The organism is Pyxidicoccus sp. M15 (genome assembly GCF_056858435.1).
Map to the genome: position 1 here is coordinate 11083509 of NZ_CM166495.1, position 22674 is coordinate 11106182.

Here is a 22674-nt window from a genome sequence, read left to right on the forward strand (position 1 = left end):
CTCCGAGAGCGCCTTCCTCATGTGGGCAACCCCGCGTGTACGCGCACGCCTCCTCACCTTCCTGCTGCTTCCCCTGCTGCTGGCCGGCGGCTGTGAGCCCGTCCATGAGCCCGAGGGCATCCCCCTGCCCCGGCCCGAGCGCCTCACGGGCCCCTTCACCCCCGTGGTGGACCTGCGCGCGGACGTGAATCGCGACGGGGTGGTGGACCTGACGGACCCGGCGGACGACGAGGGCGAGGACACCTGGACCGCCGAGCGGGGCGCCATCTTCCTCGCCAACATCGACGACGACGAGGGCGCATGCCTCTTCTCCCCGTCCCCCCGGACGCTGGGCGACGACCAGCTGCCCGGGTGCAATGACTCCTGGGACGCGGAGGTGAATGGCGAGGAGGACCTGGAGGACCTCGCGCGCCTGCGCATCGCGCCGTGGCCGGAGGCGCCCGACTACGTCGTCGGCTACGTCACCGTCCTGGGGCCGGCGGCGAGCCGGGTGCGGCTGTTCGAGAAGTTCGGCAACGCCTACGCCTCGCAGCTCAACCCCTCCCGCATCCTGCTCACCGCGGCGCAGCTGCGCCGGGGCATGGAGCTGGCCATCGAGGCCAATGACATCGTCAGGGACACCAGCAAGTGGGACGGCTTCGCGGACGTGCGGCTCACCGTCAGCCGCGGCCCCATCACCGACACCCAGTTCCAGGACACCGTCCGCCTGCGCGTGGCGCCGGTGGTGATGTTCCACCACCTGACGCCCGCCGAGAGCGTCATCGTCTCCCGCCTCGAAGGGGACCTGGACGCGGCGCGGTTCCGCAAGGACCTGCGCGCCACCCTGGCGGGCGCAGAGCAGCCCGTGTCGCTGGTCGAGCTCGAGGTGGACGACCCCTGGGCGCAGGACTTCCTCGAGCCGGCCTACATGTCGATGCCCCGCCCCGGCGGCACGCAGCACGTCATCCAGGTGAACTACCGCGCGCCCTTCGTCATCGCCCCGGAGAAGAACGCCGCGCTGCGCGCCGCGGGCCGCATGGCCTTCGGGATGCGGGGCCACAACCAGGCCGCCGTGCAGCAGTACCAGCCGGGCATGTCGGAGGAGTCGCAGACGCTCAACTCGTTCGGCAACACCGAGGTCATCCCTCCCTACGAGAAGGACGGGGTGACGTATCCGCTGGGCCGGCTCTTCCGCGGCCGGGGCCCGGACACGCGGCCGGACTTCCAGCCGGACCCCAGCTTCACGCGCCTGCTGGACGCGCAGGGCGTGCAGCCCGCCGTGTACGTGGACACCTCGTGGCTCAACGTGAGCCACGTGGACGAGACGTTCAGCTTCCTGCCCGCGAACACGCCGCGCGGGTGGGTGGTGCTGATGGCCGACCCGGCCCTCGCGCGGCGGATGCTCCTGGACCTGCGGGCGCGGGGGCACGGGGACGCGAAGCTCTTCACCGGGCTGACGTGGGGCTTCGACAGGCCCGCGGAGCTGACCGTCTCCCAGGTGCTCGACAACACCGGCGTCATGGACGCCAGCGCGCTGGCCTCGCTGGAAATCGACACGCAGCGCGCCATCCTCCAGGAGGAGACGGGCCTCACCGACGCGGAAATCATCCGCGTGCCCTTCCTCTTCCAGAGGATGACGGGGGGCCTGGGCGCGCTCCAGCCCGCGCAGCTCAACCTGCTGGCCGTGTCCTCCACGCAGGTGATTGCCCCGGAGCCTCACGGGCCGCTCATCGACGGGAAGGACCCCTTCAAGGCGCACCTGGAGGAGTCACTCGCCGCGTACGGCATCCGCGTGCACTGGAGCGACGTCTGGAGCCCGTACCACATCGGCGGTGGCCAGGTGCACTGCGCCACCAACAGCGCGCGCGCAACCCCGGCGACGAAGTGGTGGGAGGGCGGACGATGAGGCGTGACGTGTACCGGGGCCTGGGGGCTGCCCTCCTGCTCCTCGCGCTGACGGCCGGCGCGGAGGAAGCGCAGGGCACGGCGGCGCTCGTGGGCGACTGGCGGGCGGTGCTGCTGGAGCAGGTGGCCCGCGCCCGGAAGCAGACGCCCGCGGCCTTCACGCGGATGGACTCGGCCGTGTCGCAGGTGCGGCTGCTGGACGCGAGGAAGCGGGGCACACTGGCCCCCACCGCGCACCTGTTCCGGGGGCTGGGCCCGGAGGCGCTGTGGCCCATGGTGGAGCGACTCGCCTTCCCGTCCGCGCAGGCACAGGCGCAGGGGCTGGAGCAGGACTCGGCGCGGCTCGCGCTGAAGGTGGGGCTGATGGAGGCGGCGGGCGAGCTGCGCGACGCGCGCGTGGTGCCGCTGTGGACGGAGATTCTGGAGACGGGCGCGGACACGCGGGCGCCCGTGCTGCGCGCGGCGGCGGGCGCGCTGGCGCGGATGGAGACGCTGGAGGCGACCCAGACGCTCATCACCCTCTCGCTCCAGGGCGGCCCCCGGGGCGAGGCCGCGCAGGAGAAGCTGGGTGAGTCCCGCCGGCTGGTGGCGGCGCGCGCGCTCGCCGACGCGCTGGCGGCCCGGCCCGAGCCCGAGCAGGCGCGGCGGCTGGCGCGCTCGCTCGGAGACGTCGGCTCCGCCTGGGCGTGGGCGACGTCCGGGCCGAGCGCCCGCTCCGAGGAAGGCGCCGTGCGGCGCGTGGCGGCGGAGGCGCTGGTGCGCGCGTACCCGCACTACACGGGGGACGTGCGGCGGGCCCTGTCCAACGCCGTGCTGCGGGTGGACGCGCCGGAGACGGCCTCGCTCATCGACGAGGCCCGGCTCCACGCACAGGCGCCGGAGCGGGCCGCTCTGGACGCCCTGGCCGAGCGGCTGCGGCACAACCCGCTGCGCTGAAAGTCCTTCAGGGCGCCTCGATTTCCATGCGGTAGCCCACGCCGCGCACCGTCTGAATCGCGAAGCGCGAGGCGCTGTTCCAGCCGAGCTTCTTCTTCAGGCTGGAGACGAAGTTGTCCACGGTGTGCGGGTCCACGACGACGTCGCGGCCCCACACCGCGTCCAGGATGTCGTCGCGGCGCAGCACCCGCTCCTTCTCGCGCACGAGGAAGGCCAGCAGGTCGAACTCCGTGCGCGTCAGCTCCACCGCCGCGCCGTCTGGCGACTCCAGCTTGCGGCGGTCCAGGTCCATCTTGTAGCCCGCGAAGCGCACCTGCTTCGTCGGCGCGCCGCCGGAGCGCTTCACCAGCGCGCCCACGCGGGCCAGCAGCTCGCGCAGCCGGTAGGGCTTGCCCAGGTAGTCCTGCGCGCCCGCCTCGAAGCCGCGCACCACGTCGTCCTCCAGCGTGCGCGCGGTGAGCATCAGCACCGGCGTCGCCACGCCCTCGTCCCGCAGCGCGCGGCACAGCGTGTAGCCGTCGCCGTCCGGCAGCATCACGTCCAGGAGGACGAGCTGGAAGGAGCGCTTCGCGAGGTGCTCGCGCGCCTCGCGCACGTTGGTGGCCTCCTCCACCGCGTAGCCGCCCTGGTTCTCCAGGTTGTCTCGCAGCGCGAGCCGCAGGTTGGTGTCGTCCTCCACGACGAGGATGGCGGGTTGGGAAGAGGTCATGTCGTCACCGTGGGGGGAAACGTGAGCTCGAAGGTGGTGCCCTCGGGGCTGGAGGCCGCGACGCGCAGGCTCCCCCCATGCAGGCGCATGATGCGGCGGCAGAGTGCCAGACCCAGGCCGCTGCCGGGAACGTCCCGCCCCTGGCCCGGCAGGCGGACGAACTCCTCGAAGACGGTTTCCCACTGGGCCTGGGGGATGCCGATGCCGTTGTCCGAGAAGCGCACCCGGCCGCCCGGGAGCGCCTCCACGCGCAGGCGCACCGGGCTGCGCGTGTTGTACGCACAGGCGTTGCGCGCCAGGTTGGACAGCAGCAGGCGGACGAGCTGCGCGTCCGCGCGGAAGGCCATCTCGCCGACGTGCGCCTCCAGCTCCACCGGCACCTTCGACCAGGCCTCCAAATCGCGGCGCAGCAGGGAGACGAGCTCGTCCAGGCGCACGGGCTCCAGCCTCGGCACCCAGCGGCCCTTGTCGATGCGGTTGAAGGACAGGAGGTTCTCCACGAGGAAGCCCAGCCCGTCCGCCTCGCGGACGATGCGCGCGGGGTAGTCGCGCGCGTCCGTGCCCTCCGCGAGCCGCCACTCCAGCGTCTCCGCCAGCAGGCGGATGGAGGCCAGCGGCGTGCGCAGCTCGTGCGACACGGTGGCCACGAAGTCGCTCTTCAGCTCCAGGAAGCGGAACTTGCGCTGCTGCGCCACGAAGGCCAGCGCGAAGATGGCCACCGCCAGCACGCCGCACAGCGCCACCATGCCCGTCTTCAGCCGGTAGCGCCGCTCCAGCGCCCCCTGCGCGCGCGCCCACTCGGGCGTGTCCACCGACAGGGGCAGCGCGTCCAGCGACAGCACCTCCGCGTCTCCCAAGAGGCGCACCTGCCCGTCCGACTCGAGCAGCCCGCGCTCGCGCATCTCCCGGGTGAGGGACTCCAGCAGCGTGCCCAGGTGCACCGCCACGCCGCGCACCTGGCTGCCGCCGCGCGGCTCCAGGTACCAGCCGGCGCGCACCAGCGCCGGGCCGGGGAGCGTGCGGGGCAGCGGGAGCGGCTCGGTGGCCAGCTCGCCCGCGCGCGATTCGAAGTCCTCCACCGGGGCGCCCACCTTCGCGGAGAGGGCGGCCACGCGCTCGCGCAAGAAGGCGAAGTCCGACGGCGTGAAGCGCGAGCGGCGCAGGAGCAGCAGCCGCTGGAGCCCTTCGAGCCGCCCGCCCCGGCCGTCCGCCAGTCCGTCGCGCACCAGCGCGTGCATGAGCTGGGGTACCGGGTCTCCGCGCTCCGACAGCGATTCGAGCACCACCAGCAGGCCCGGCACGTCGCGCGTGGAGGCGAGCACGTACTGGGCGCGGTGCTGGAGCAGCGCCATCAGCGCCAGGGTGGAGGCGCGCCGGTCTCCCCGGGCCAGGGCGCCCTCCACCGCGCGCACCAGCGCGAGCCGCTCCGCCCACGGGTCTTCTTCCTCGTCGGCGCGCTCGGTGCCCGCGCGCAGCCGGGCGTAGCGCTCCTTCGCGGGCGCGTCGTCGCCGGTGTCGTGGAGGGCCATGCGCGGCAAGAGCTGGTCCCCGCGCTCGCGCAGGTAGAGGCCGGTGGCGGACACCAGCGGGTCCACCGCCGCGGCCTCCAGCGCGGGGCGCGCGGCCTCCAGCCTGTCTTGCAGCGACTGCGCCAGCGAGGCGCGGGCGTACTGCTCCAGCGCCTTGCGCCGCGAGTCGAGCGAGGCCTGGGCGTCGTCGCGCTCGGTGGCGAAGATGCGCTGGAGGTAGCCCAGACCCCAGCCGAGCCCGACAAGGCCGAGCACGAGGGCGACGAGGGTGGGCAGCAGGCGGCGGAGCATCGTCGGGGACTAGTCTCCCGTGTCCGGGGCGCGGTCGTAGTCCATGGTGCTCAGCGGCGCGACGCGCTCGAAGCGGTCCTTGCGCGTGTCCAGCGCCTGCGCCTTGCGGATGAGCGCGCCCAGCTCCACCACGTCCGGCCGGCCGTGCAGCGGCTCGCCCACGTCGTCACAGAGGGCGGCCAGGCGCGCCCAGTCGAGCGTGCGCGTCCAGTAGGAGCCCCGCAGCTTCTCCGCGAAGGCGGAGGCCACGTAGGCCAGGCGCGTGGCGGGCGCGGCGCGGGAGTAGGACGCGCGCAGGAGGCTGGAGGGCAGGAGCTTCTGCACGCGGCGCCAGCCGCCGCCCGTGACGTCGTAGTGGACGCGCAGCGTGCCGAAGGCGATGGCGGGGCCGCGCAGCTTCACCTCGTAGATGGCGGTGACGGCCCGGCCGGCGGCGAGCGACGTCTTCGGCTCGTCGTCCTCGTCGAGCGACTCGGGGGCGGGAACGGCGCGCTCGTAGCCGACGAGGCGGTAGCGGGCCACCGCCTGCCGGTCGAACTCCACCTGCACGTCCACGTCGGGCAGCGTCTCGCGCGCCGTCAGGGTGATACGCACCACGTGGTAGCCCTTGCGGCCGGGCGACGGGAAGCCCTCCGCGTCGATGACGAAGGGGCCGTTGATGTCGCCCGCGCCGCCGTAGTCGAAGGCGTTGATGAAGGCCTCCGCCCAGACGTTGCGCTCGTCGGGCAGGACGTCGCGCTGCAGGTAGTCGCGCGCCACGGCGTAGGGGCTCGTGTCCACGCCGACGAAGAAGACGGAGAAGCGGTCCTCCTCCGTGTCGATGGTGGGGTTCACCCCGTTGCTCCCCGGGCTGGAGCGGCTGCGCGCGGAGTCGTCCGAGTCCCGGTAGAGGTACTGGGTGGCGCCGTCCGGCAGCGGGGTCAGATGCTGCATCGCCCAGGCGGGGGTCTCCTCGCGGGCGCCCGAGCCGACGTAGGGGGGCAGGTAGCGGGCCACGCCCTCGGCTTCCGTGCGCAGCGGCGGGGCCAGCGGGGCCACGGACTGGAAGGCGCGGGCCGGGTCCTGCGGGTTGCCGGGGCGCTCGACGGAGATGTCCCGGTCCGGCGCCTGGAGGATGGGCGGCTCGGGCCTGGCGACGCTCGGGAAGGGGTTGAGGGCCCGGGGCTCTTCCGGATGCGCGGCGGAGGTCAGCTCCAGGTTCAGGCGCACGGTGCCACCGGGCTTCAGTCGGAGGTCCTTGCGAGTGACAGGGAGGAAGGCCTCCTTCTCGAAGCGGAGCGTGTAGACGCCGGGCGGGAGCTGGGGGAGCCGGTAGTTGCCCTGGGCGTCCGTCACCGCCACCTGCTCCGTCTTCAGCGCGGGCGAGGAGGCGGTGACGCGCACGTCCGCGAGGGGCCGCAGGTCCACGCGGGCGACCACGGTGCCGTGGAACATACCGCTCTGCGCCAGCGCGGGCGCGGCGAGGAGCAGGAGGGCGCCACACAGGGCTTTGAAGAGGGCGGGCTTCATGGGGTGGCCAGCGCGGTGCGACGGTCCTCAAGAGGGCCCCGCAGCGTGCCTCGGGCGGGGTGGCCAATCATCACGGTTTCATCATGGCACGGGGTTTTCCGGCGGACGCCTGCCCGGCAAGCGGGTCGCTCAACCGCCGAAGTCCGGGCTGCCTCGCGCCGCGGAGGGCGCCCGGTAGACGAGCTGCGGCGTGCCGTCCGGAACGAGCACGGACATCCGGGAGAGCATCCACGAGGGAGTCCTGGCGGGAGAGCTCCGGATGTCGGCGGCATGCGAGGCGCGGGTTCGCGACGGGGGGTGGTGCCGGTGCACGACAATCCGCTTGATGTACTCCGTCTGTATCTCACCCGCCGGAGCGGGAGCGGCCTCTTCGGCGGTGGCGACGGTGGACAGCAGGAGCGCGGCGAGCAGGGCACTGCGAAGGAGTGGGTTCATGGTGCCGCCATGTTCCCCGGCCGGCCCGCGTCCCGTCGCACGCGAGCCTCCGTTCTCCATCATGGTTCCATCATTGCGCCTTGGGCGCTTCGAACGGCACGTCCAGCACGGGCCGCGTCTTCGCGTCCGGCAAGTCGTAGTGCCACCACTCCATGCGGTTGGGAGAGAAGCCCGCGCCCTCCATCGCCTCGCGCAGGATTTCGCGGTGCTGGCGCGACGCCTCGGTGCCGCCCGCGTAGCCGTGGTGCGCGGCGGGGGTGAAGGAGTCGAAGGGCGTGGGCATCTCCACGTCCTTCCCGTCCAGCGTCACCAGCGTCAGGTCCACCGCCCCGCCCCGGTTGTGGTTGGAGCCCTTCACCGGGTCCGCCACGTAGCCGGGCACGGGCATGATCTTCCACATCTCGTACTGCACCGCGCGCGGCCGGTAGCAGTCGTACACCTTCAGCCGGTAGCCCTTCGGCCGCAGCACGTCCGCCGCCTTCTTCAGCCGCTCCGCCGACTCCGGCAGCAGCAGGCACCGCGCCGAGTCCGGGTACACCTTCTTCTTCAGGAAGTTGTCCGCCGTCGCGTAGCGCAGGTCCTCCACCAGGTCCGTCACCACCGTGGTGGCCGTCACCAGCTTGCCCGCGTCCCTCGAAGCCTTCACGGGCTTCGCCTTCGCAGCAGGCGTCGGCGTGCCGGCATCCTGCGCGAGCCCCGGGCCGCTCACCGTGAGCCCCGCTGCCACCACCATCCAGGTCCGCATCGTCATGCCCCCTCCACGTAGCGAGTCGGGTCCGGTACGCCGGCTTCCTCGAAGCCCTTCCTGCGCAGCACGCAGCTGTCGCAGCGTCCGCACGCGCGGCCCTGAGGGTCCGGGTCATAGCAGGAGTGCGTCAGCCCGTAGTCCACACCCAGCTTCACGCCCTCGCGGATGATGTCCGCCTTCGTCAGCCCGGACAGCGGCGCATGCACCGTGAAGCGCGCGCCCTCCGCGCCGGCCTTGGTGGCCAGGTTCGCCATCGCCTCGAACGAGCGGATGAACTCCGGCCGGCAGTCCGGATAGCCGCTGTAGTCCACCGCGTTGACGCCGATGTAGATGTCCGTGGAGCCCACCACCTCCGCCAGCCCCAGCGCCAGCGAGAGGAACAGCGCGTTGCGCGCCGGCACGTACGTCACCGGAATCCCATGGCTCATCTCGTCCGCGGGCCGGTCCTTGGGCACGTCGATGTCCGCGGTGAGCGCCGAGCCGCCGACCTGCCGCAGGTCGATGCTGACGATGCGGAAGTCCTTCACGCCCATGGCCGAGGCCACCTTGCGCGCCTGCTCCAGTTCCACCGAGTGCCGCTGGCCGTAGGCCACCGCGAGGCACACGGGCTCGAAGCCCTTCGCCTTCGCCATGGCCACACACGTCGTCGAGTCCAGCCCGCCCGAAATCAACACCACCGCGCGCGGTGCCATCAGTCCCTCCGCTCGCCCTGGACGGTGTACGCCGTGGTGCAGGTGGCCGGCTGGCAGTTGCAGTTGCGCGTGCCCGGCAGGAACAGGTCCGTCAGCGTGCCGCACGCCAGCGACACGTCATAGCCGTTCTCCGTCGGGCCCGGCGCGGTGCCCTCGGGAATGCCGCCGTCGTGCCGCTTGCAGTCGCGGTTGAGCGTGCGCGCCTGGCTGTCGCTGAAGAGCGTCACCTTCAGCGTCTCCTCAATCGCCGAGTCCTCGCAGCCCGTGCCACACGTGGCCCGCGGCGCGTTGGCCCGCAGCGTGGAGGTGGCCAGCTGGTCGGCGTAGCCGGCATCGCGCGAGAAGCCCTGCACGGTGAAGTAGCCGGTGCCCGCGTCGGTGTCGCGCGAGAAGGTGCCCTCGAAGCGGAACACGCCCGCGTCGTCGAGCTGCGCGAAGTCGCGCACGGACGCGTCGCACGTGGTCCGCGCGGGGTCCAACCTCGCCTCGAAGCGGAAGGTGCCGAGCACCTGGTTGCCCGGGTACACCGGGTCCGAATAACAGGCCATGGCCGTGACGACGGCCACGGCGGGGAGGACGGCGAGGGCGAGGCGCTTCAGGTGCATGCGCCGCGAAGGCTACACGGCTATGCGCCTTCGAGCACGGAAAGGGCCACCGCCCGGAAGAGCGTGCCCCGAGCGAGCACCAGGCCCACCTCCACCTTCGATGGATCCGTTCCGCGCACCTCGGAGTCGAGCCGTGCCAGCACCCGCCCCGCCGCCAGCGAGGCCGGCATCGCGCGGAAGGCCGCCACCGCCGCCTCCGTCAGGCCGGGCACCTCGCCGGGCCGCGCCAGCTTCACGCCGGACTCTCCCAGCGCCAGCGCCAGCGCGCACAGGTAGCCCAGCTCCGTGGCGCCGAAGCAGGACAGCGCGCCCGCGCCCAGCACCAGCTCCTCGGCGCTGGCGAGGTACGCCTCCACGCCGCCCACCGGGTCCACCACCACGCGCAGCCCGCCCGCGCCCAGCGAGGACAGCAGCGGGCGCAGCGCGGCGGCCAGGCGGGGGAAGCGCTCGGACGTCACCGGCACCGCGTTGGGCGGCACCGGGTGCTGGAAGCCGGAGGGCGGCGGCAGCACGGTGATGGGCGCCATGCGCGCCGCCGCGCTGCTGGAGTCCAGCGCCGCGCCGATGCCGTCCGCCCGCTCCGCGGCCTCCACGCGGCCCAGCCCGCGCAGGGCCTCCGCGTAGAGCGTCCACCCGTCCACGTCCATCGGCTGCGCGCGCAAGAGCTCCGGCCAGATGCGGGCCGCGAGCGTCGCGCCCTCGGGCGCGGTGGAGAGCCGCTCCGCCGACATGCGGGTGACTTCCGGGGACAGCACGCCCGACTCGAAGAGGCGCTCGGCCAGCCGGGCCGCGGGCGACACCAGCTGCGCGTCCAGGTAGCCGCGGAGGATGGACTCCAGCACCGCGGGCTCGTCGGTGAGCCGCTCGCGCAGGCGCAGCGCCTCGCCGACGAGGCCGCGCTCCTCCGCCAGCCGCGCCCGGCGGGCCAGCCGCTCCTCCGTCTCCGGAAGGGCCTCCAGCTGCGCGGCGGCGTCCGCCACCATGCCCAGCGCCTCGTAGGCGTCCGCCAGCCGCTCGCGGTACGGCGCGCTCGCGTCGGGGCCCTCCTCCACGGACAGGCGCTCCGCCAGCGAGACGAAGACGGAGGGCTCGGCGGCCACGTCCACCAGGGCCAGCAGGTTGCGCAGCGCGGGGCGGTGCGAGCCGTCGTCGGCCAGGGCCTTCTCGAAGGCCTCGCGCGCCTCGGCCGGCCTGTCCAGCGGGCTCAAGAGCAGCTCGCCGCGCTCCTGGTGCAGGGCGGCGCGGGCGTGTGCGTCCTCCTCGGCGTCGATGAGCCGCGCCAGCGTCTGCGCCGCGGAGTCGAAGCGGCCCAGCTCGAACTCCAGGCCATGACGCTCGCGCAGCAGCGCCTTGCGCCGGGAGGGCCAGCCGTCCGCCGCCATGGCCAGCGCTTCCACGCGGGCGTGCTCGGGCTGCGCGCGCACCCGGGCGAGCACCGCCTCAGCCAGGGCCTCCGGCAGCTTCTCCAGCGTGGGCAGCAGCAGCGTGAGGCGGGCCGCGAAGCTGGCGTCGGAGGACAGCTCCTCCAGCGCGCGCAGCCGGGCCCGCACGGGCGCCTCCGCCGAGCGGAGCACCTCCTCGCGCAAGCCCACCGCGAAGGCCGCGTCACGGGCGGAGGACACCCCCGCCAGCTCCAGCAGTCCTTCCGTCTCGCCCTCGGCGCGCAGCGCTTCCGCCAGGGCGGCGGCATGCGCGGGGTCCGCGTCCGGAAGCCCGGCCAGGGCCCACAGCGCGTCGCGCGTGCGGGCCGCGTCGCCGGCCTGCGCGGCCATGGCCAGCGCGTCCGTGTAGTCGCCCGCGGCCATGGCGGGCGCGAAGCCCACGTCCAGGGCGCGCGCGAAGGCGCCCAGGCGCCCGAAGCGCTCCGCCAGCTCCGACGGCGGCAGCATGTCCGGCGCCTCGGTGGCGATGCGCTCGATGACCTCCAGCGCCTCGGCGTGCTCGTCGGCCTTCTCCCACAGCCCCACCGCCTCCAGCAGCAGCGGCGGGCGCTCCTCCGGCGCCGCGAGCCGGGCGGCCTGCATCAGCGCGCGCGCCGCGCCAGGCGCGTCTCCGGACGCACGGTGCAGGTGGGCCACGCGCAGGGCCGCATCCACGTCCGGCTCCACCGCCGCCGCGGCCTTCGCCGCCTTCAGCGCGTCCGGCAGCCGGCCGGCGGACTCGAAGGCCCGCGCCGCCGCCATCAGCAGCACCTGGCGCTCACGGCCGGACACCAGCTCCGCGCGAGCCACCTGCACCTCGGCCCGGCGCGCGGGCACCTCGCCCAGCAGCTTCTCCAGCGACTCCAGCGCGTCCGCGTAGCCGGCGCCCGAGGCACCGCGCGACACCACCGCCTCCAGCGCGTCGCGGGCCGCGTCCTCACGGGCGGCGGCGCGGGCGAGCGAGGCCAGCTCCAGGCGGAGCACGGACGCCTCGTCCGCGTCCTCCACGCGCGGCACCCACCGCTCCAGCGCCTCCAGCAGGCGCGCGGACTCCCCGCGCTTGCGCAGCCCTTCCACCAGCGCGCGCAGCGCCGTCAGGTCCTCGGGAGCGGCCTCGGCGGCGCGCTGGGTGAGGGCCCAGGCCGCGTCCTCGTCCGCGAGCGACTCGGTGGCGACGGAGGCGGCGGCCAGCAGCAGCTCGGCGGCGCGCTTGCCGCCCGCGGCCTCGGCGCCGGACGCGTAGACCTCCAGCAAGTCCCCGTGGCGGCCCAGGGCGCTCAGGCCCGCCACCGCCCGGTCGATGACGGCCGCGTCGGCGGGCCGCAGCCGCGCCAGGGGCAGCAGCGCGTCGATGGCGTCCTTCGGGTCGTCGAAGAGGTCCGCCGCGCGGCGGTAGAGCACCTCGGCCGTGGCCGTGTCGTCCGCGCGGCGCGCGAGCTGGAGCGAGGCCCGGTAGAGGCCCGGCCCGTTGCCCGTGCGCGAGTGGACCTCGGCCAGCAGCGACAGCGCCTCGCGGCCGCGCTCGCCCTCCGGCTCCAGCGTCACCACGGACTCGAAGGCGTCCGCCGCGTCGTGGTACGCGCCCGCGCCCAGCGAGGCGTGCCCCAGCCGCAGCCACGTGCGAGCACGCACCGGCACCGGCAGCGCGTCACCGCCCGCGGACAGCAGGCGGCGGTCATACGGCCGCGCGGCGATGGGCCCGCCGCCCTTCGCGGCCAGCTCGGCGCGCGCGGACAGCGCCTCCACGTCATCACCGGCGCGGGAGAGGTACTCGTCGAAGGCCTCGGCGGCCAGCAGCGCCTCGCCCGCCTCCAGCAGGTTGTTGGCGCGCTCACGCAGCAGCGGCAGGGCCTGGGGCGCGGGCAGGGCCGCGGCGCGCTGGGCCAGCAACTCCGCCAGCCGGCGCACGTCTCCGGCCGCGCGCTCGCGCACGTGCGCGAAGGCCTCGTCACTGGCGGGGCTCAGCTCGAAGGCCTGGTCCTCGCACAGCAGCGCCCGCTCCCGGGCCCCTTCCGCGCGGAAGGCGCGGGCGGCGGCGAGGTAGCTCTGGGCGGCGTCGGCGGCCTGCTGGCGCTGGGCCCGGCGCAGCATCAGCTCGGCGAGCGCCTGGTGGTCCTCCGCCTCCTCCAGGAAGGCGAGGTGACGGGTGAAGATGGGCTCGCGGAACGGGTCCGCCTCCAGCAGCACCGCGTCGAACTCGGCGGCGTCCGCGTGGCGCTTCACCTCGTGCAGCAGCTCCGCGGCCTGGGCCGTCAGCTCCAGGTCGTCCGGACGCGCGGCGCGCGCGGCGATGAACGCGGCGGCGGCGGCATCCGGGCGCCCTGCCCTGTCGCGGTACAGCACGGCGGCGCGCTGGAGCAGGTCCGCGCGGCGCTCCGCATCCGCCTCGCTCTCGGCGCACTCCTCGTACCAGGCGGCCAGCTCCGCCAGGCGCCCGTCGCTCTCCAGGAGCTTCGCGAGCAGCGCCTCGGCCTCGGCCAGCGAGCGGTCCGCGCGCAGCGCCTCGCGCAGGAAGCCTTCCGCCTTCTCCACGTCCGACAGCACGCCCAGGTGCAGCCGCGCCAGGCGCAGCCGCAGCGTCGCCGCCTCGCGCGCGTCCTTCAGCAGCGGAAGCGCGCGCTCCAGCCAGCGGCCTTCCGCCTCCGAGTCGTCCCGCCGCTCGGCCAGCGCCGCGCCCAGCCGCGCCGTGCCCAGGTCCTCCGCCAGCGCGAAGGCGCGCTCCAGCGCGGCCTCGGCGGCGGCCGGGTCCAGCTTCACGTCGCGCAGCAGCTCCGCGCGCCGGCGCTCGCAGGCGGCGGCCTCGGCGGCCTGCCCCTCCGACTCCAGCACGTCGCGCGCATCCGCCAGCGCCCGCAGCGCGTCGTCCGCGCGGCCGGTGTCCTCGGCGAGCCGGGCCTCCTCCGTGTACGCGGACAGCGCCTCGGCCGTGTCTCCGGCCTGGAGGCTGAGCGTCGCCACCTGGCGCAGCTCGGTGAGCAGCTCCAGCGAGCGTCCCGTCTCGCGGTAGAGGTTGGCGAGCTGGCGCCGCAGCGGCAGCGGCTCCTTCGACAGCTCCGCCGCGCGAGACAGCAGCGACGCGGCGACCCCCGCGTCCGCCAGCGCCGCGCGCGCCCGCTCCGCCAGCGCGACGAGCCGCCGCACCGTGTCCTCGGAGGGCGCCAGGGCGCGAGCATGCGTGACGAGCACGTCGAAGGCGCCGCGCGGGTCCTCCTTCTCCAGCAGCGCGGCGAGCCGCTGCACCGCGGGCTCGCACAGGGGCCGCTCGACGAGCAGCTTCCGGTACGCGGCCACCGCGCGCTTCGTCTCTCCGGCCTGCTCGGCCAGCTCGCCCAGCCGCAGCCACGTGGACTCGGCGGCCTCGGGGGCCGCGCGGAAGTCCGCGCCCGTGGCGAGCGTGTCCTGCAAGGGCAGCGCTTCCAGCACCGCGCCGCGCAGGTAGAGCAGCTCCGCCAGCGAGGCCAGCTCCGCGCCCTGCGCGGGCACCAGCGCGTGCGCCTTGCGCGCCAGCTTCAGCGCGCGGTCCAAATCCTGAGCGCTCCGGGCATGGCCCGCGCCCTCGCGCAGCAGCACGGCGGCCTCGGCGGCGGAGGCGCTCTCGGCGGCCGTCTCCAGCAGCGCGGCGGCTTCACGCAGCTCTCCCCGGCCCGCCACCAGTGACACCAGCCGGCGGCGCACGGCGGCGTCGGCGGGAGACAGGCGCAGGGCCTGGCGCAGCGCGGCCTCGGCCGGGACGGGCTGGCCCAGGCGGTCCAGGTAGAGGTCCGCCAGCTCCGCGTACATCGCGGTGGCCTCGGCGGGCGGAGTGTGCGGCGCCTCGGCGGCGAGCAGCTCGGCCAGGGAGGCCCAGTCCTCCCGGGCGCGCAGCACGCGCTGGAGGGCGGCGGTGGCCTGCGCGTGGCGCGGCGCCAGGGTGAGCGCGGCCTCCAGGCTCTGCCCCGCATCCTTTATATGTCCGCGAGCCTCGAGCAGCGCGGCGCGCGCGAGCAGCGCCTCCACGCGGCGGGGCGTCGGCCCCTGGCGCGCGGCCTCGGCGAGCGCGGCGGCCTCGTCGTCCGGCTGCCCGTCGCGGTGGGCCAGCTCGGCCAGGGAGAAGAAGGCGTCACAGCGCTCGGCGGAGGACGGCTCCAGCGCAATCGCGGCGCGAAGGGCGTCGCGGGCGGGCACGCGCGCGTCCTTCTCCACCAGCACGGCGGCCAGGGCCAGCAGGCGCTCCCGGGCGCGCGTGGCGAGGCTCGCGTCGGCGGCGACGGCGCTGCGCCACACCTCCAGCTCGGCGGACTCGTCGCCCGACTCGCGCGCCAGCTCGGCCAGCGCGAGCAGCAGCGGCGCGGGACGGCGGGACAGCTTCGCGGCCTCGGAGAAGTCGTCGCGCGCGAAGGCCATGCGGCCCGCGGCGCGGTGGAGCACGGCGCGGCGGGCGAGCAGCTCCGCCCGGGCCTCGCCCGACGCGGCGGCCACGAGGGTGCCCAGCAGCTCCAGCCGCTCGGCCTCCTCCTCCGTCGTGCCCGTGCCCGGCGGGGGCAGCAAATCCAGCAGGGCCTGCGCGGCCCACGTGTCGTGGGGCTCCTCCAGCCGCAGGCTGCGCAGCGAGTCCACCGCAGCATTGGCGCGGCCCAGGCCCAGCGACAGCTCCGCCAGCTCGCGGCGGGCGGCGCGGCGGGACTCGCCGGACAGACGCGGCCACAGCTCCACCAGCAGGTCCGCCAGCGCCTCGCGGGCGCCGGCCTTGCGGTGCAGCGCGGCCAGCTCCGTGCGGGCATCCAGGTCTTCGGGCGCGCGGGCGCAGTACTCGGCCAGCAGGCGGCGCGCGGCATCCGTGCGGCCCGCGCGCACCGCCGCGGTGGCGGCCCTGCGCGTGAGGGCGACACGCTCCGCCTCGCGCGGGGCGTCGGCGTCCACCGGCGGCAGCGCCAGCACGGCCTCGAAGTCCTCCAGCGCGGCGCGAGCGTCCGTGGGCAGGCGCAGCTCGCCCCGGCGCTGACGGGCGGGGGCGAAGGAGGCATCGCGCTCCAGCGCCTCGGCGAGGAAGGCCTCCTCGCGGCTGGTGCCCGCGGCGAGCAGCGAGGCGCGGAAGAGCAGCTTCGCCCCGGCGCGCGCGTCCGGCACCAGCGCCGCGCGGCGCGCGTACAGGCGGGCGGCCTCCAGCTTCTCGCCGCGCTCCAGCTCCAGCTCGGCCAGCGACTCCAGGACTTCGGCGGCCAGCGGCCCCTGCGGGCTCGCTTCCAGCGCGGCGGTGAGGCGCAGCAGCGCGGCGGCCTTCTCTCCGCGCTCCAGCAATGCGCGGGCACTCTGGAGGAAGAGGGGCGCGGCTTCTTCCGCGCGGTCGGCGCCCATCAGCGCCTGGGCGCGGCTGGCCCACAGCTCGGCCAGGGCCTGCGTCTCGCCTGCCTCCGTGTAGAGGGACTCCAGGCGCGCGGCCAGCGCGTCGTCCAGGCGGCGCAGCGGGAAGGCCTGCGCGTAGGCGGCGATGGCGCCGTCGCGGTCGCCCAGCATCTCGCACGCGCGGCCCAGCCGGGCGCGCACGTCCGCCAGCTTCTCCGGCGCCGCCGTGCGGGGCAGCGTGGACAGCAGCGTCTCCAGCGCGCGGCGGGCGTGCTCGGGCCGCTCGCAGCGCAGCGACAGGTCCGCGAGGTCCAGCAGCACGGCGGCGTCCGGCGCCAGGCGCGCGGCCTTCTCCAGCGCCACCAGCGCGTCGCCCACGCGGCCCAGGCGGGCCTCCAGCACACCGGCCAGCTCACGCAGCGCGGCGGCGGCGAGCCGCTTGTCGCCCTGCGTCTCCGCCACGCGCGCGCGCACCTCCAGCGCCGAGGCCAGCCCCGCCATGTCCGCGCGCTTGCGCTGCAGGGCGCACAGCTCGCCCAGCGCGGGCAGGTCATCGGGCTCCGCGCGCAGCACCTCCTGGAGGGCGTGCACCGCGAGGTCCAGGTCGAAGGCCAGGTCGCGCGCGGCCACCGCGAGGCGGCGGTACTTCTGCGCGCGGTCCTTCAGGTCCGTGGCCAGCCGCGCCAGCGAGGACAGGCACCGCGTCAGCAGCGCGCCGTCACGCCGCGCCTCGGCCAGCGCCAGCAGCGACTCCAGCGCGGCCCGGTGGTCTCCATCCGCTTCGAGCGCCAGCAACAACAGGCGCTCGGCCTTCTCCGGCTGCTGGAGCTTGCCGCGGTACAGCTCACCGGCCTCGGCCCACAGCGCGGCGCGCTTGCCGGGCTCCTCCTGGAGCGCGGCGGCCTTCTCCACCGCCTCTGCCAGCTCCTGCGAGCGGCCGGTGGCGCGGAAGTACGGAATCAGCTCCTCGAGCGCCACCGCGTCGCGCGGGTCCAGCGACAGCGCGGACTCCAGGTGCTCGCGCGAGCGCGCCGGGTCTCCCAGCCGCGTGCGGTACAGCCGCGCCAGTGCGTGGTGGCTGGCGTGCGCGGCATGGCGCACCCCTTCCGAGCGCGGCGCCGGCCCCGCCAGCTCCAGCGCCTGCTGGTAACCGGAGAGCGCCTCCTGCAGACGTCCCAGCCCCTCCGCGACGCGCGCGGCGGCGAACAGCGGCTCCGGCTCGCCGGGCAGCAGCGACACCGCCTCGCGGAAGCGCAGCAGCGCGTTGTCCGGCTGCTTCAGTCCCTCGTCCCACACGCGGCCGGCGAGCAGGTCCGCATGGCCCACGCGGTCCAGCTCGTGCCGGGCCATGGCCACTTCGCGCAGCCGGTCCAGCGCCTTCAGCGCGCGCAGGTGCTCACCGCCCCGGTGGCACAGCTCACCCAGCAGCAGCAGCGCGTCCGGATGGTCCGGCGCCAGCCGCAGCGCGGCCTCGCAGTGCAGCCGGGCCCCGGCGACGTCGTCCTCGGTCTGCGCGCACAGCCGCGCCAGGTGGACGTGCGCATCGGCGGCCTCGGCCGGGTCCCTGGCGAGCGCCGCCAGCCGGCGGTAGGCCCGCACCGCCCCGGCCCTGTCGCGGGCCTGGTCGGAGGCACGCGCCAGCGCCTTGAGCGAAGGCAGGTGGTCCGGCTTGAGGCCCAGCAGCTCGTGCAGCGCCTTCACCGCCACCTGCGGCGCGGTGTCGCGCGAGCAGCGGGCGGCGGCCTCGGCGGCGAAGAAGGCCGCGGCCTCCTCCGACGTGCGGCGGGCCAGCGCGCAGAGGGCCAGGTAGCGCTCGGCGGCGCGGGCCCCTTCGCCCCGGCGCTCGCGCACCACGGCCTCGCCCCAGAGGGCGGCGGGGCTGCGGTCCCTGCGCCGCTGCAGCGTGGCGGCGACATCCAGCGCCAGGTCGTGCGCCTGCGGGTCCGCCACCATCAGCGACAGGAGCCGCTCGGCGGCGAAGGGGTGCGCGTCCTGCGCGTCGCCGGCCTGGAGGTACGCCTGGCGTGCCTCGGCCAGCCGTCCCTGGGCGATGAGTCCTTCCGCGTCCGAGAAGGCGCGAGCGCCCTCCAGCGAGAGCATCAGCTCCTCGTCCGGCGCGGCGGGCGGCGGCAGGCCTCCGGCGGCGAAGCGCAGGCGCAGGCCGGTGCTCGACACTTCCGCGGCGGACAGGCGCGCGGTGTCCAGCGCGGGCATCTTGTAGCCACGGCTCACCGCCGCCAGCTGGCACAGCGCGGGCAGCACGCGCGTGGAGAAGCCGGTGGCGCCGCGCACCTCCACGTCCGGCACCAGCCCCAGCGCGCCCACGGCGGTGGCCAGAATCCCCGGCACCTGCACCGACGGCGTGGACGAGAAGCCATACAGCCGCACGTCGTAGAGGTAGACGCCGAGCTTCTCCCCGTCCGCGTCGAACGCCACCTTGAAGGTGAAGGGCGTGCGCTCCGGCGCGGGCAGGCGGCCCTGGCCCTCGAGGTAGCCGGGGCGGAAGTGCAGCCGCAGCTCTTCGATTCCGGCGAGCCGTCCGGCCAGCTCCGCCACCCGGCGCGTCACCAGGTCCGCGTCGACGGACAGCTCCAGGAAGCCGAAGAGCAGCTTCTTGCGCTGGTAGCGCGTGGCGCCGGCGCTGACGTTGAACGGGAAGCTGACGTCCGGAATCTGCAGCGCGAAGTCGGAGATGCGCAGGCCCGGCAGCACTTCCAATGCCGGGAAGCCCACGAACGCCCTGCGGTCCAGCAGGCGCAGCTCGGGGGCGGCGGCGCGCGCTTCCTGCGCCGCGGCGGGCTTGGTGGAGTCGCTATCGTTGGCCATCGCGGGGACTGGAACGCTACCACGCCCTCCAAGCCCTCGAAATTTCTGACAATCCCCCCGCTTGTGGAGCAGGCAACGAGGCGTGATGCCCGCTTCGACGCACCGTGCAGGAACGACATGCACCCCGGCCGGAAGTCGGACTATATGCCTCCCACGTGTTGGCCCCCGACTCCCTCGTCCTCGAAGGTCGCTTCCGGGTCCTGAGACCCCTGGGCTCGGGTGGGATGGGCGAGGTGTACCTGGGTGAGCAGGTGTCCCTGGGGCGCAAGGTGGCCATCAAGGTCCTCCACCAGGATTTGCACGCCCAGGCCGGCATGGCCGAGCGCTTCAAGCGCGAGGCCCGCCTCCTGTCCGCCGTGGAGCACCCGGCGGTGGTGCACATCGTCGACTTCGGCGAGTCCGGGGACCACGCCTGCCTCGTCATGGAGTTCGTCGAGGGCCAGAGCCTCTACGACGTCCTCCTCCCCGGCCCCATGCCCCCGGGCCGCGCGCTGCCACTGCTCCAGCAGCTCGCGGAGGGGCTGGCCGCCATCCACGACAAGGGCATCATCCACCGGGACTTGAAGCCGGAGAACGTCTTCATCTCCCCCGGCGCGCGCGGGGAGCAGGCGCGGCTGCTGGACTTCGGCATCGCCCGGCTGGTGGAGCCGGAGGCCGGCAGCGCCGTCAGCCAGGTGGGCGTGGTGTTGGGCACGCCGGAGTACCTCTCCCCGGAGCAGGCCGTGGGCGCGAAGGTGGACACGCGCAGCGACCTCTACTGCTTCGGCGTGCTGATGTACCGCGTGCTGGCCGGCCGGCTGCCCTTCGACGGGCCGTCTCCGCGACACTTCCTCGCGCAGCACGCCTCGCACGCGCCGCTGCCGTTGGACCGGGCGGCGCCGTCGCTGTCGCGCTACATCGGCCTGCTGTCGCTGGTGATGCGCCTGCTGGAGAAGGACCCGGCAAAGCGGCCGCAGAACGCGCACGAGCTGGCGGACGCGCTGGCCGCGGCGTACTCCGCCCTCTCCGCCTTCACGCCCGGCCTGGGCACGCCCGTCTACGCACCGCAGGGGAGCGGGCCGTCCTCCGGTACCGCCGTCTTCGGCGCGGGCGAGGCCGCGGCCGCCCCGGGCCCGAGCGGCACGGCCGTCTTCGCGGGAGGTGCCCCCATGGCCCCCCAGGGCAGCGGCACCGCGGCCTTCGGCCTGGGCCCGTCCGCGCCCGTGGCGATGCGCACGGGGACGGCGGCCTTCGGGACGCGGCCGTCCGGAAGCGTGCCCTCGCTGTCGGGCTCCGCGTCGGTGGTGAAGCCGCAGAACCTGACGGTGATGCTCACCGACATCCAGGGCTTCACCGAGCGCACCAGCCGGCAGACGCACGAAGAGAACGCGCGGATGCTGGAGACGCATGACCGGCTGCTGATGCCCCTGGTGAAGGAGCACGAGGGCCGCCTGATTCAGAAGCGCGGGGACGCGCTGCTGGTGGTGTTCCGCTCCCCCACGGCGGGCGTGCTGTGCGGCATGGCCATGCAGGACCGGCTGTGGCGGCACAACCAGACGGTGCCGCCGGAGGAGCAGCTCCACGTGCGGGTGTGCCTGCACGCGGGCGAGGTGCTCGTCACGGCCGACACGGTGCTGGGCGAGCCCATGGAGGTGGTGGAGTCGGTGGAGCACGTCGCCGCCGCGGACGAAGTCACCTTCACCGAGGCGGTGAATCTGGCGCGCAACCGCGCCGAGGCCACCGCCGAGCCGTGCGGCAGCGTCACCCTCCCCGGCCGCGAGGAGCAGCTCCAGCTCTACCGCTGCCACCGCGCCGCGGAGGGCCCGCCCTTCGGCGAGCGCTTCACGCCGGCGAGCGGCATGGGCCCGCTGCTGGGCCGGGTGAAGGAGGCGCTCGGCTCGCGCGTGGCGGCCCTGTCCGTGAAGAAGCGGCTGGGCGTGGGCTCGAGGCACGTGAAGGAGTGGCTGGGCGCCAGGACCGCGGCGCTGCGACGCAACCGGCGCCTGCAGGCGCTGCTGGTGGGCATCCTGGTGCTGCTGGTGGGCGCGGGCGTGGCGTGGGTGGTGCACCAGAACGACCCGGCCGTGCGAATCCTGGCCCTGCTGGATGAGGGCAGGAAGGACGACGCGCTGGCGCGGCTGAAGACGGTTCCGGACGACGCGCTGAAGGACCCCGCCATCCGCCGGGCCCGCGCGGCGGTGCTCCATGCGTACGGCGAGCACGACAAGGAATACACGCAGCTCAACGGGCTGGACGACGACGGGCGTGCGGACGTGGAGGACACGGTCCTCGACGGGCTGGCCGAGGACTTCGGGCACGACGAGGGCGACGCGGGCCTGCGCAAGGTGCTGGGCAGCCTTCCGAGGAATCGGGTCCTCGGCCACTTCGAGGACGTGGCGGAAGAGACGTCCTCGCCGAAGCAGTGGGGCGCGCTGCGCTACCTGGAGTTCGCCAGGGCCACGGACGGCGTGGACCTGGTGGACGCGTACACCGCCGCGCTGGAGTCGAAGGACTGCGGCACTCGCGCACGCGCGGCGGAGCGGCTGGCCGGGCTCGGTGATTCGGACGCCATCCCCGCGCTGACTCGCGTCACCGAGCAGCCCCGGGAGAAGAAGCTCTTCTCCAGCGGCAGCTGCGGCCATGACGAGGCCGCGGCCGCCATCAAGAAGCTCAAGAGGAAGGGCGACTAGGAAGCCCCCGGAGGTGCCGCGTCCGTCCCCGCGCACTGGCGCTGGTACGCCTCCAGCGTGCGCATGAAGCGCTCCCGCTCCGGGGCGGGCCACTCCGCGGGAAGCCTCTCCACGGCGCGGCGCTGCTCGCTCAGCGCCTGCTCGCACTGCCCGGTGGCGGCATGCACCGCCGCGGAGGTCTCGAGCACATAGGAGTTGTCGGGCTCCCAGCTCATCGCCCGCTTCACCAGGGGCGCGGCCTCGGCATGACGCTTCTGCTGCACATGGAGCCACGCCAGCTCGTTGACCGGCCACCAGTAGGACGGCACGAGCGCCTCGAGCGCGCTCAGGGACTTCACGAACGCGGGGTCCTCAGGGGCAACCTTCGAGAGCAGGTTCGCCAGGTGGGCCCAGGCCGGTGGGCTCTTGGGGAAGCGCTGCGTGCGCGACTTCGCCAGCTGGATTCGCTGCGCCAGGGTGAGGTCCACCCGACCGGGCATGAAGTTGATGGTGAAGGTGTAGGGAATCGGGATGGGATGTCCCGCCAGCGTCGCGGGCTGGAACCTCGCGATGGCGGCGTACGTGAGCACCGACTCCGTGAGCCCATCCGGCGCGCTCTCCAGCACCTGGCAGTCCCGGACCCGGCCGTCCGCGCCCAGCTCGCAGCGGACGACGACCGTGGCGAAGGTCCCATTCGCCATGGCCGCGTTCGTCATCTGCGGCTGGGTACCGGTGATGTTCACGGGAGGCCTGAACTGCTCGCGCAAGAAGCGGCACGCCTCTGCCAGGTCGGCCCGGCACGCGGCGCGCAGGTCGTCCTCCGCATCACGGACCTCCTCCGGGCCAGGACTTCCGCGCAAGATTTTGACGGCCTCGGCATGGACCGCTGGCGCCTGCGCGGGCTCCACCACCAGCTTGGGCTCTCCCATGCTCCCTGCCGCGGGCACGAAGTCACCCGCGGCCTCCGGGAACTGCTTCACGTACAGCTCCAGCGCCTTGGAAAGGCGCCCATGGCTGGCGGGCAGCGTGGGCAGGTTTGCCCGTGAATGGCCGCAGCCCGCCGCGAGCAGCAGGAGCGAAGACAGCGCAAGTGCGTAACGACGCATGATTCACCCTCCG

The 22674-nt window shown here is 74.6% G+C and carries 12 protein-coding genes; 3 read left to right on the forward strand and 9 right to left on the reverse strand.

Annotated elements, in window-relative coordinates; all coding sequences use genetic code 11:
- Positions 1-19 precede the first annotated feature (19 nt).
- Positions 20-1885: a protein-arginine deiminase family protein gene (locus ACX9TP_RS40965; RefSeq protein WP_482976115.1), complete on the forward strand. Its 1866-nt coding sequence runs from the start codon at positions 20-22 to the stop codon at positions 1883-1885.
- On the forward strand, positions 1882-2820 hold the full coding sequence (locus ACX9TP_RS40970) for a hypothetical protein (protein ID WP_482976116.1): 939 nt from the start codon (positions 1882-1884) through the stop codon (positions 2818-2820). Before ACX9TP_RS40965 ends, ACX9TP_RS40970 begins: the two co-directional genes overlap by 4 nt.
- A gap of 7 nt (positions 2821-2827) precedes the next feature.
- Here the strand turns inward: ACX9TP_RS40970 and ACX9TP_RS40975 are convergent, their stop codons facing one another.
- The 8 genes from ACX9TP_RS40975 to ACX9TP_RS41010 all read right to left on the reverse strand — a co-directional run bounded on the left by ACX9TP_RS40975 (position 2828) and on the right by ACX9TP_RS41010 (position 18907).
- Entirely contained in the window at positions 2828-3529 is a 702-nt protein-coding gene (locus tag ACX9TP_RS40975) for a response regulator transcription factor (RefSeq protein ID WP_482976117.1), read from the reverse strand.
- The gene (locus ACX9TP_RS40980; RefSeq protein WP_482976118.1) at positions 3526-5349 is read right to left on the reverse strand and encodes a sensor histidine kinase; all 1824 of its coding nucleotides are present in this window, start codon (positions 5347-5349) and stop codon (positions 3526-3528) included. The genes ACX9TP_RS40975 and ACX9TP_RS40980 overlap by 4 nt, the downstream gene beginning before the upstream one ends.
- Before the next feature lie 9 nt (positions 5350-5358).
- Positions 5359-6858, reverse strand: a complete 1500-nt coding sequence (locus ACX9TP_RS40985) for a YfbK domain-containing protein (protein ID WP_482976119.1) — start codon at positions 6856-6858, stop codon at positions 5359-5361.
- A 129-nt stretch (positions 6859-6987) separates the two neighbouring features.
- The gene (locus ACX9TP_RS40990; protein ID WP_482976120.1) at positions 6988-7293 is read right to left on the reverse strand and encodes a hypothetical protein; all 306 of its coding nucleotides are present in this window, start codon (positions 7291-7293) and stop codon (positions 6988-6990) included.
- Between the two features lie 70 nt (positions 7294-7363).
- Positions 7364-8044 carry a M15 family metallopeptidase gene (locus ACX9TP_RS40995; RefSeq protein ID WP_482976121.1) on the reverse strand — a complete coding sequence of 227 codons (681 nt, stop codon included), beginning with the start codon at positions 8042-8044 and terminating at the stop codon, positions 7364-7366.
- The gene (gene queC / locus ACX9TP_RS41000) at positions 8041-8733 is read right to left on the reverse strand and encodes a 7-cyano-7-deazaguanine synthase QueC (RefSeq protein ID WP_482976122.1); all 693 of its coding nucleotides are present in this window, start codon (positions 8731-8733) and stop codon (positions 8041-8043) included. Before queC ends, ACX9TP_RS40995 begins: the two co-directional genes overlap by 4 nt.
- Entirely contained in the window at positions 8733-9338 is a 606-nt protein-coding gene (locus tag ACX9TP_RS41005) for a hypothetical protein (RefSeq protein WP_482976123.1), read from the reverse strand. The genes queC and ACX9TP_RS41005 overlap by 1 nt, the downstream gene beginning before the upstream one ends.
- A 20-nt stretch (positions 9339-9358) precedes the next feature.
- Positions 9359-18907, reverse strand: a complete 9549-nt coding sequence (locus tag ACX9TP_RS41010) for a flagellar hook-length control protein FliK (RefSeq protein WP_482976124.1) — start codon at positions 18905-18907, stop codon at positions 9359-9361.
- A gap of 155 nt (positions 18908-19062) precedes the next feature.
- Here ACX9TP_RS41010 and ACX9TP_RS41015 point away from each other — a divergent pair, with 155 nt between their 5' ends.
- Entirely contained in the window at positions 19063-21576 is a 2514-nt protein-coding gene (locus tag ACX9TP_RS41015; protein ID WP_482976125.1) for a protein kinase domain-containing protein, read from the forward strand.
- On the opposite strand, the gene ACX9TP_RS41020 is transcribed toward ACX9TP_RS41015, so the two are convergent.
- Positions 21573-22661 (reverse strand): TonB family protein, encoded by a 1089-nt coding sequence (locus ACX9TP_RS41020; protein WP_482976126.1) that lies wholly within the window; start codon positions 22659-22661, stop codon positions 21573-21575. The two genes, ACX9TP_RS41015 and ACX9TP_RS41020, sit on opposite strands and share 4 nt — an antisense overlap.
- Positions 22662-22674: the final 13 nt, after the last annotated feature.

Bases quoted from the DNA above. Each gene is read 5' to 3' on its own strand.
- ACX9TP_RS40965 (WP_482976115.1), top strand. From the start codon at position 20: ATGTGGGCAACCCCGCGTGTACGCGCACGCCTCCTCACCTTCCTGCTG.
- ACX9TP_RS40970 (WP_482976116.1), top strand. From the start codon at position 1,882: ATGAGGCGTGACGTGTACCGGGGCCTGGGGGCTGCCCTCCTGCTCCTC.
- ACX9TP_RS40975 (WP_482976117.1), bottom strand. From the start codon at position 3,529: ATGACCTCTTCCCAACCCGCCATCCTCGTCGTGGAGGACGACACCAAC.
- ACX9TP_RS40980 (WP_482976118.1), bottom strand. From the start codon at position 5,349: ATGCTCCGCCGCCTGCTGCCCACCCTCGTCGCCCTCGTGCTCGGCCTT.
- ACX9TP_RS40985 (WP_482976119.1), bottom strand. From the start codon at position 6,858: ATGAAGCCCGCCCTCTTCAAAGCCCTGTGTGGCGCCCTCCTGCTCCTC.
- ACX9TP_RS40990 (WP_482976120.1), bottom strand. From the start codon at position 7,293: ATGAACCCACTCCTTCGCAGTGCCCTGCTCGCCGCGCTCCTGCTGTCC.
- ACX9TP_RS40995 (WP_482976121.1), bottom strand. From the start codon at position 8,044: ATGACGATGCGGACCTGGATGGTGGTGGCAGCGGGGCTCACGGTGAGC.
- queC (WP_482976122.1), bottom strand. From the start codon at position 8,733: ATGGCACCGCGCGCGGTGGTGTTGATTTCGGGCGGGCTGGACTCGACG.
- ACX9TP_RS41005 (WP_482976123.1), bottom strand. From the start codon at position 9,338: ATGCACCTGAAGCGCCTCGCCCTCGCCGTCCTCCCCGCCGTGGCCGTC.
- ACX9TP_RS41010 (WP_482976124.1), bottom strand. From the start codon at position 18,907: ATGGCCAACGATAGCGACTCCACCAAGCCCGCCGCGGCGCAGGAAGCG.
- ACX9TP_RS41020 (WP_482976126.1), bottom strand. From the start codon at position 22,661: ATGCGTCGTTACGCACTTGCGCTGTCTTCGCTCCTGCTGCTCGCGGCG.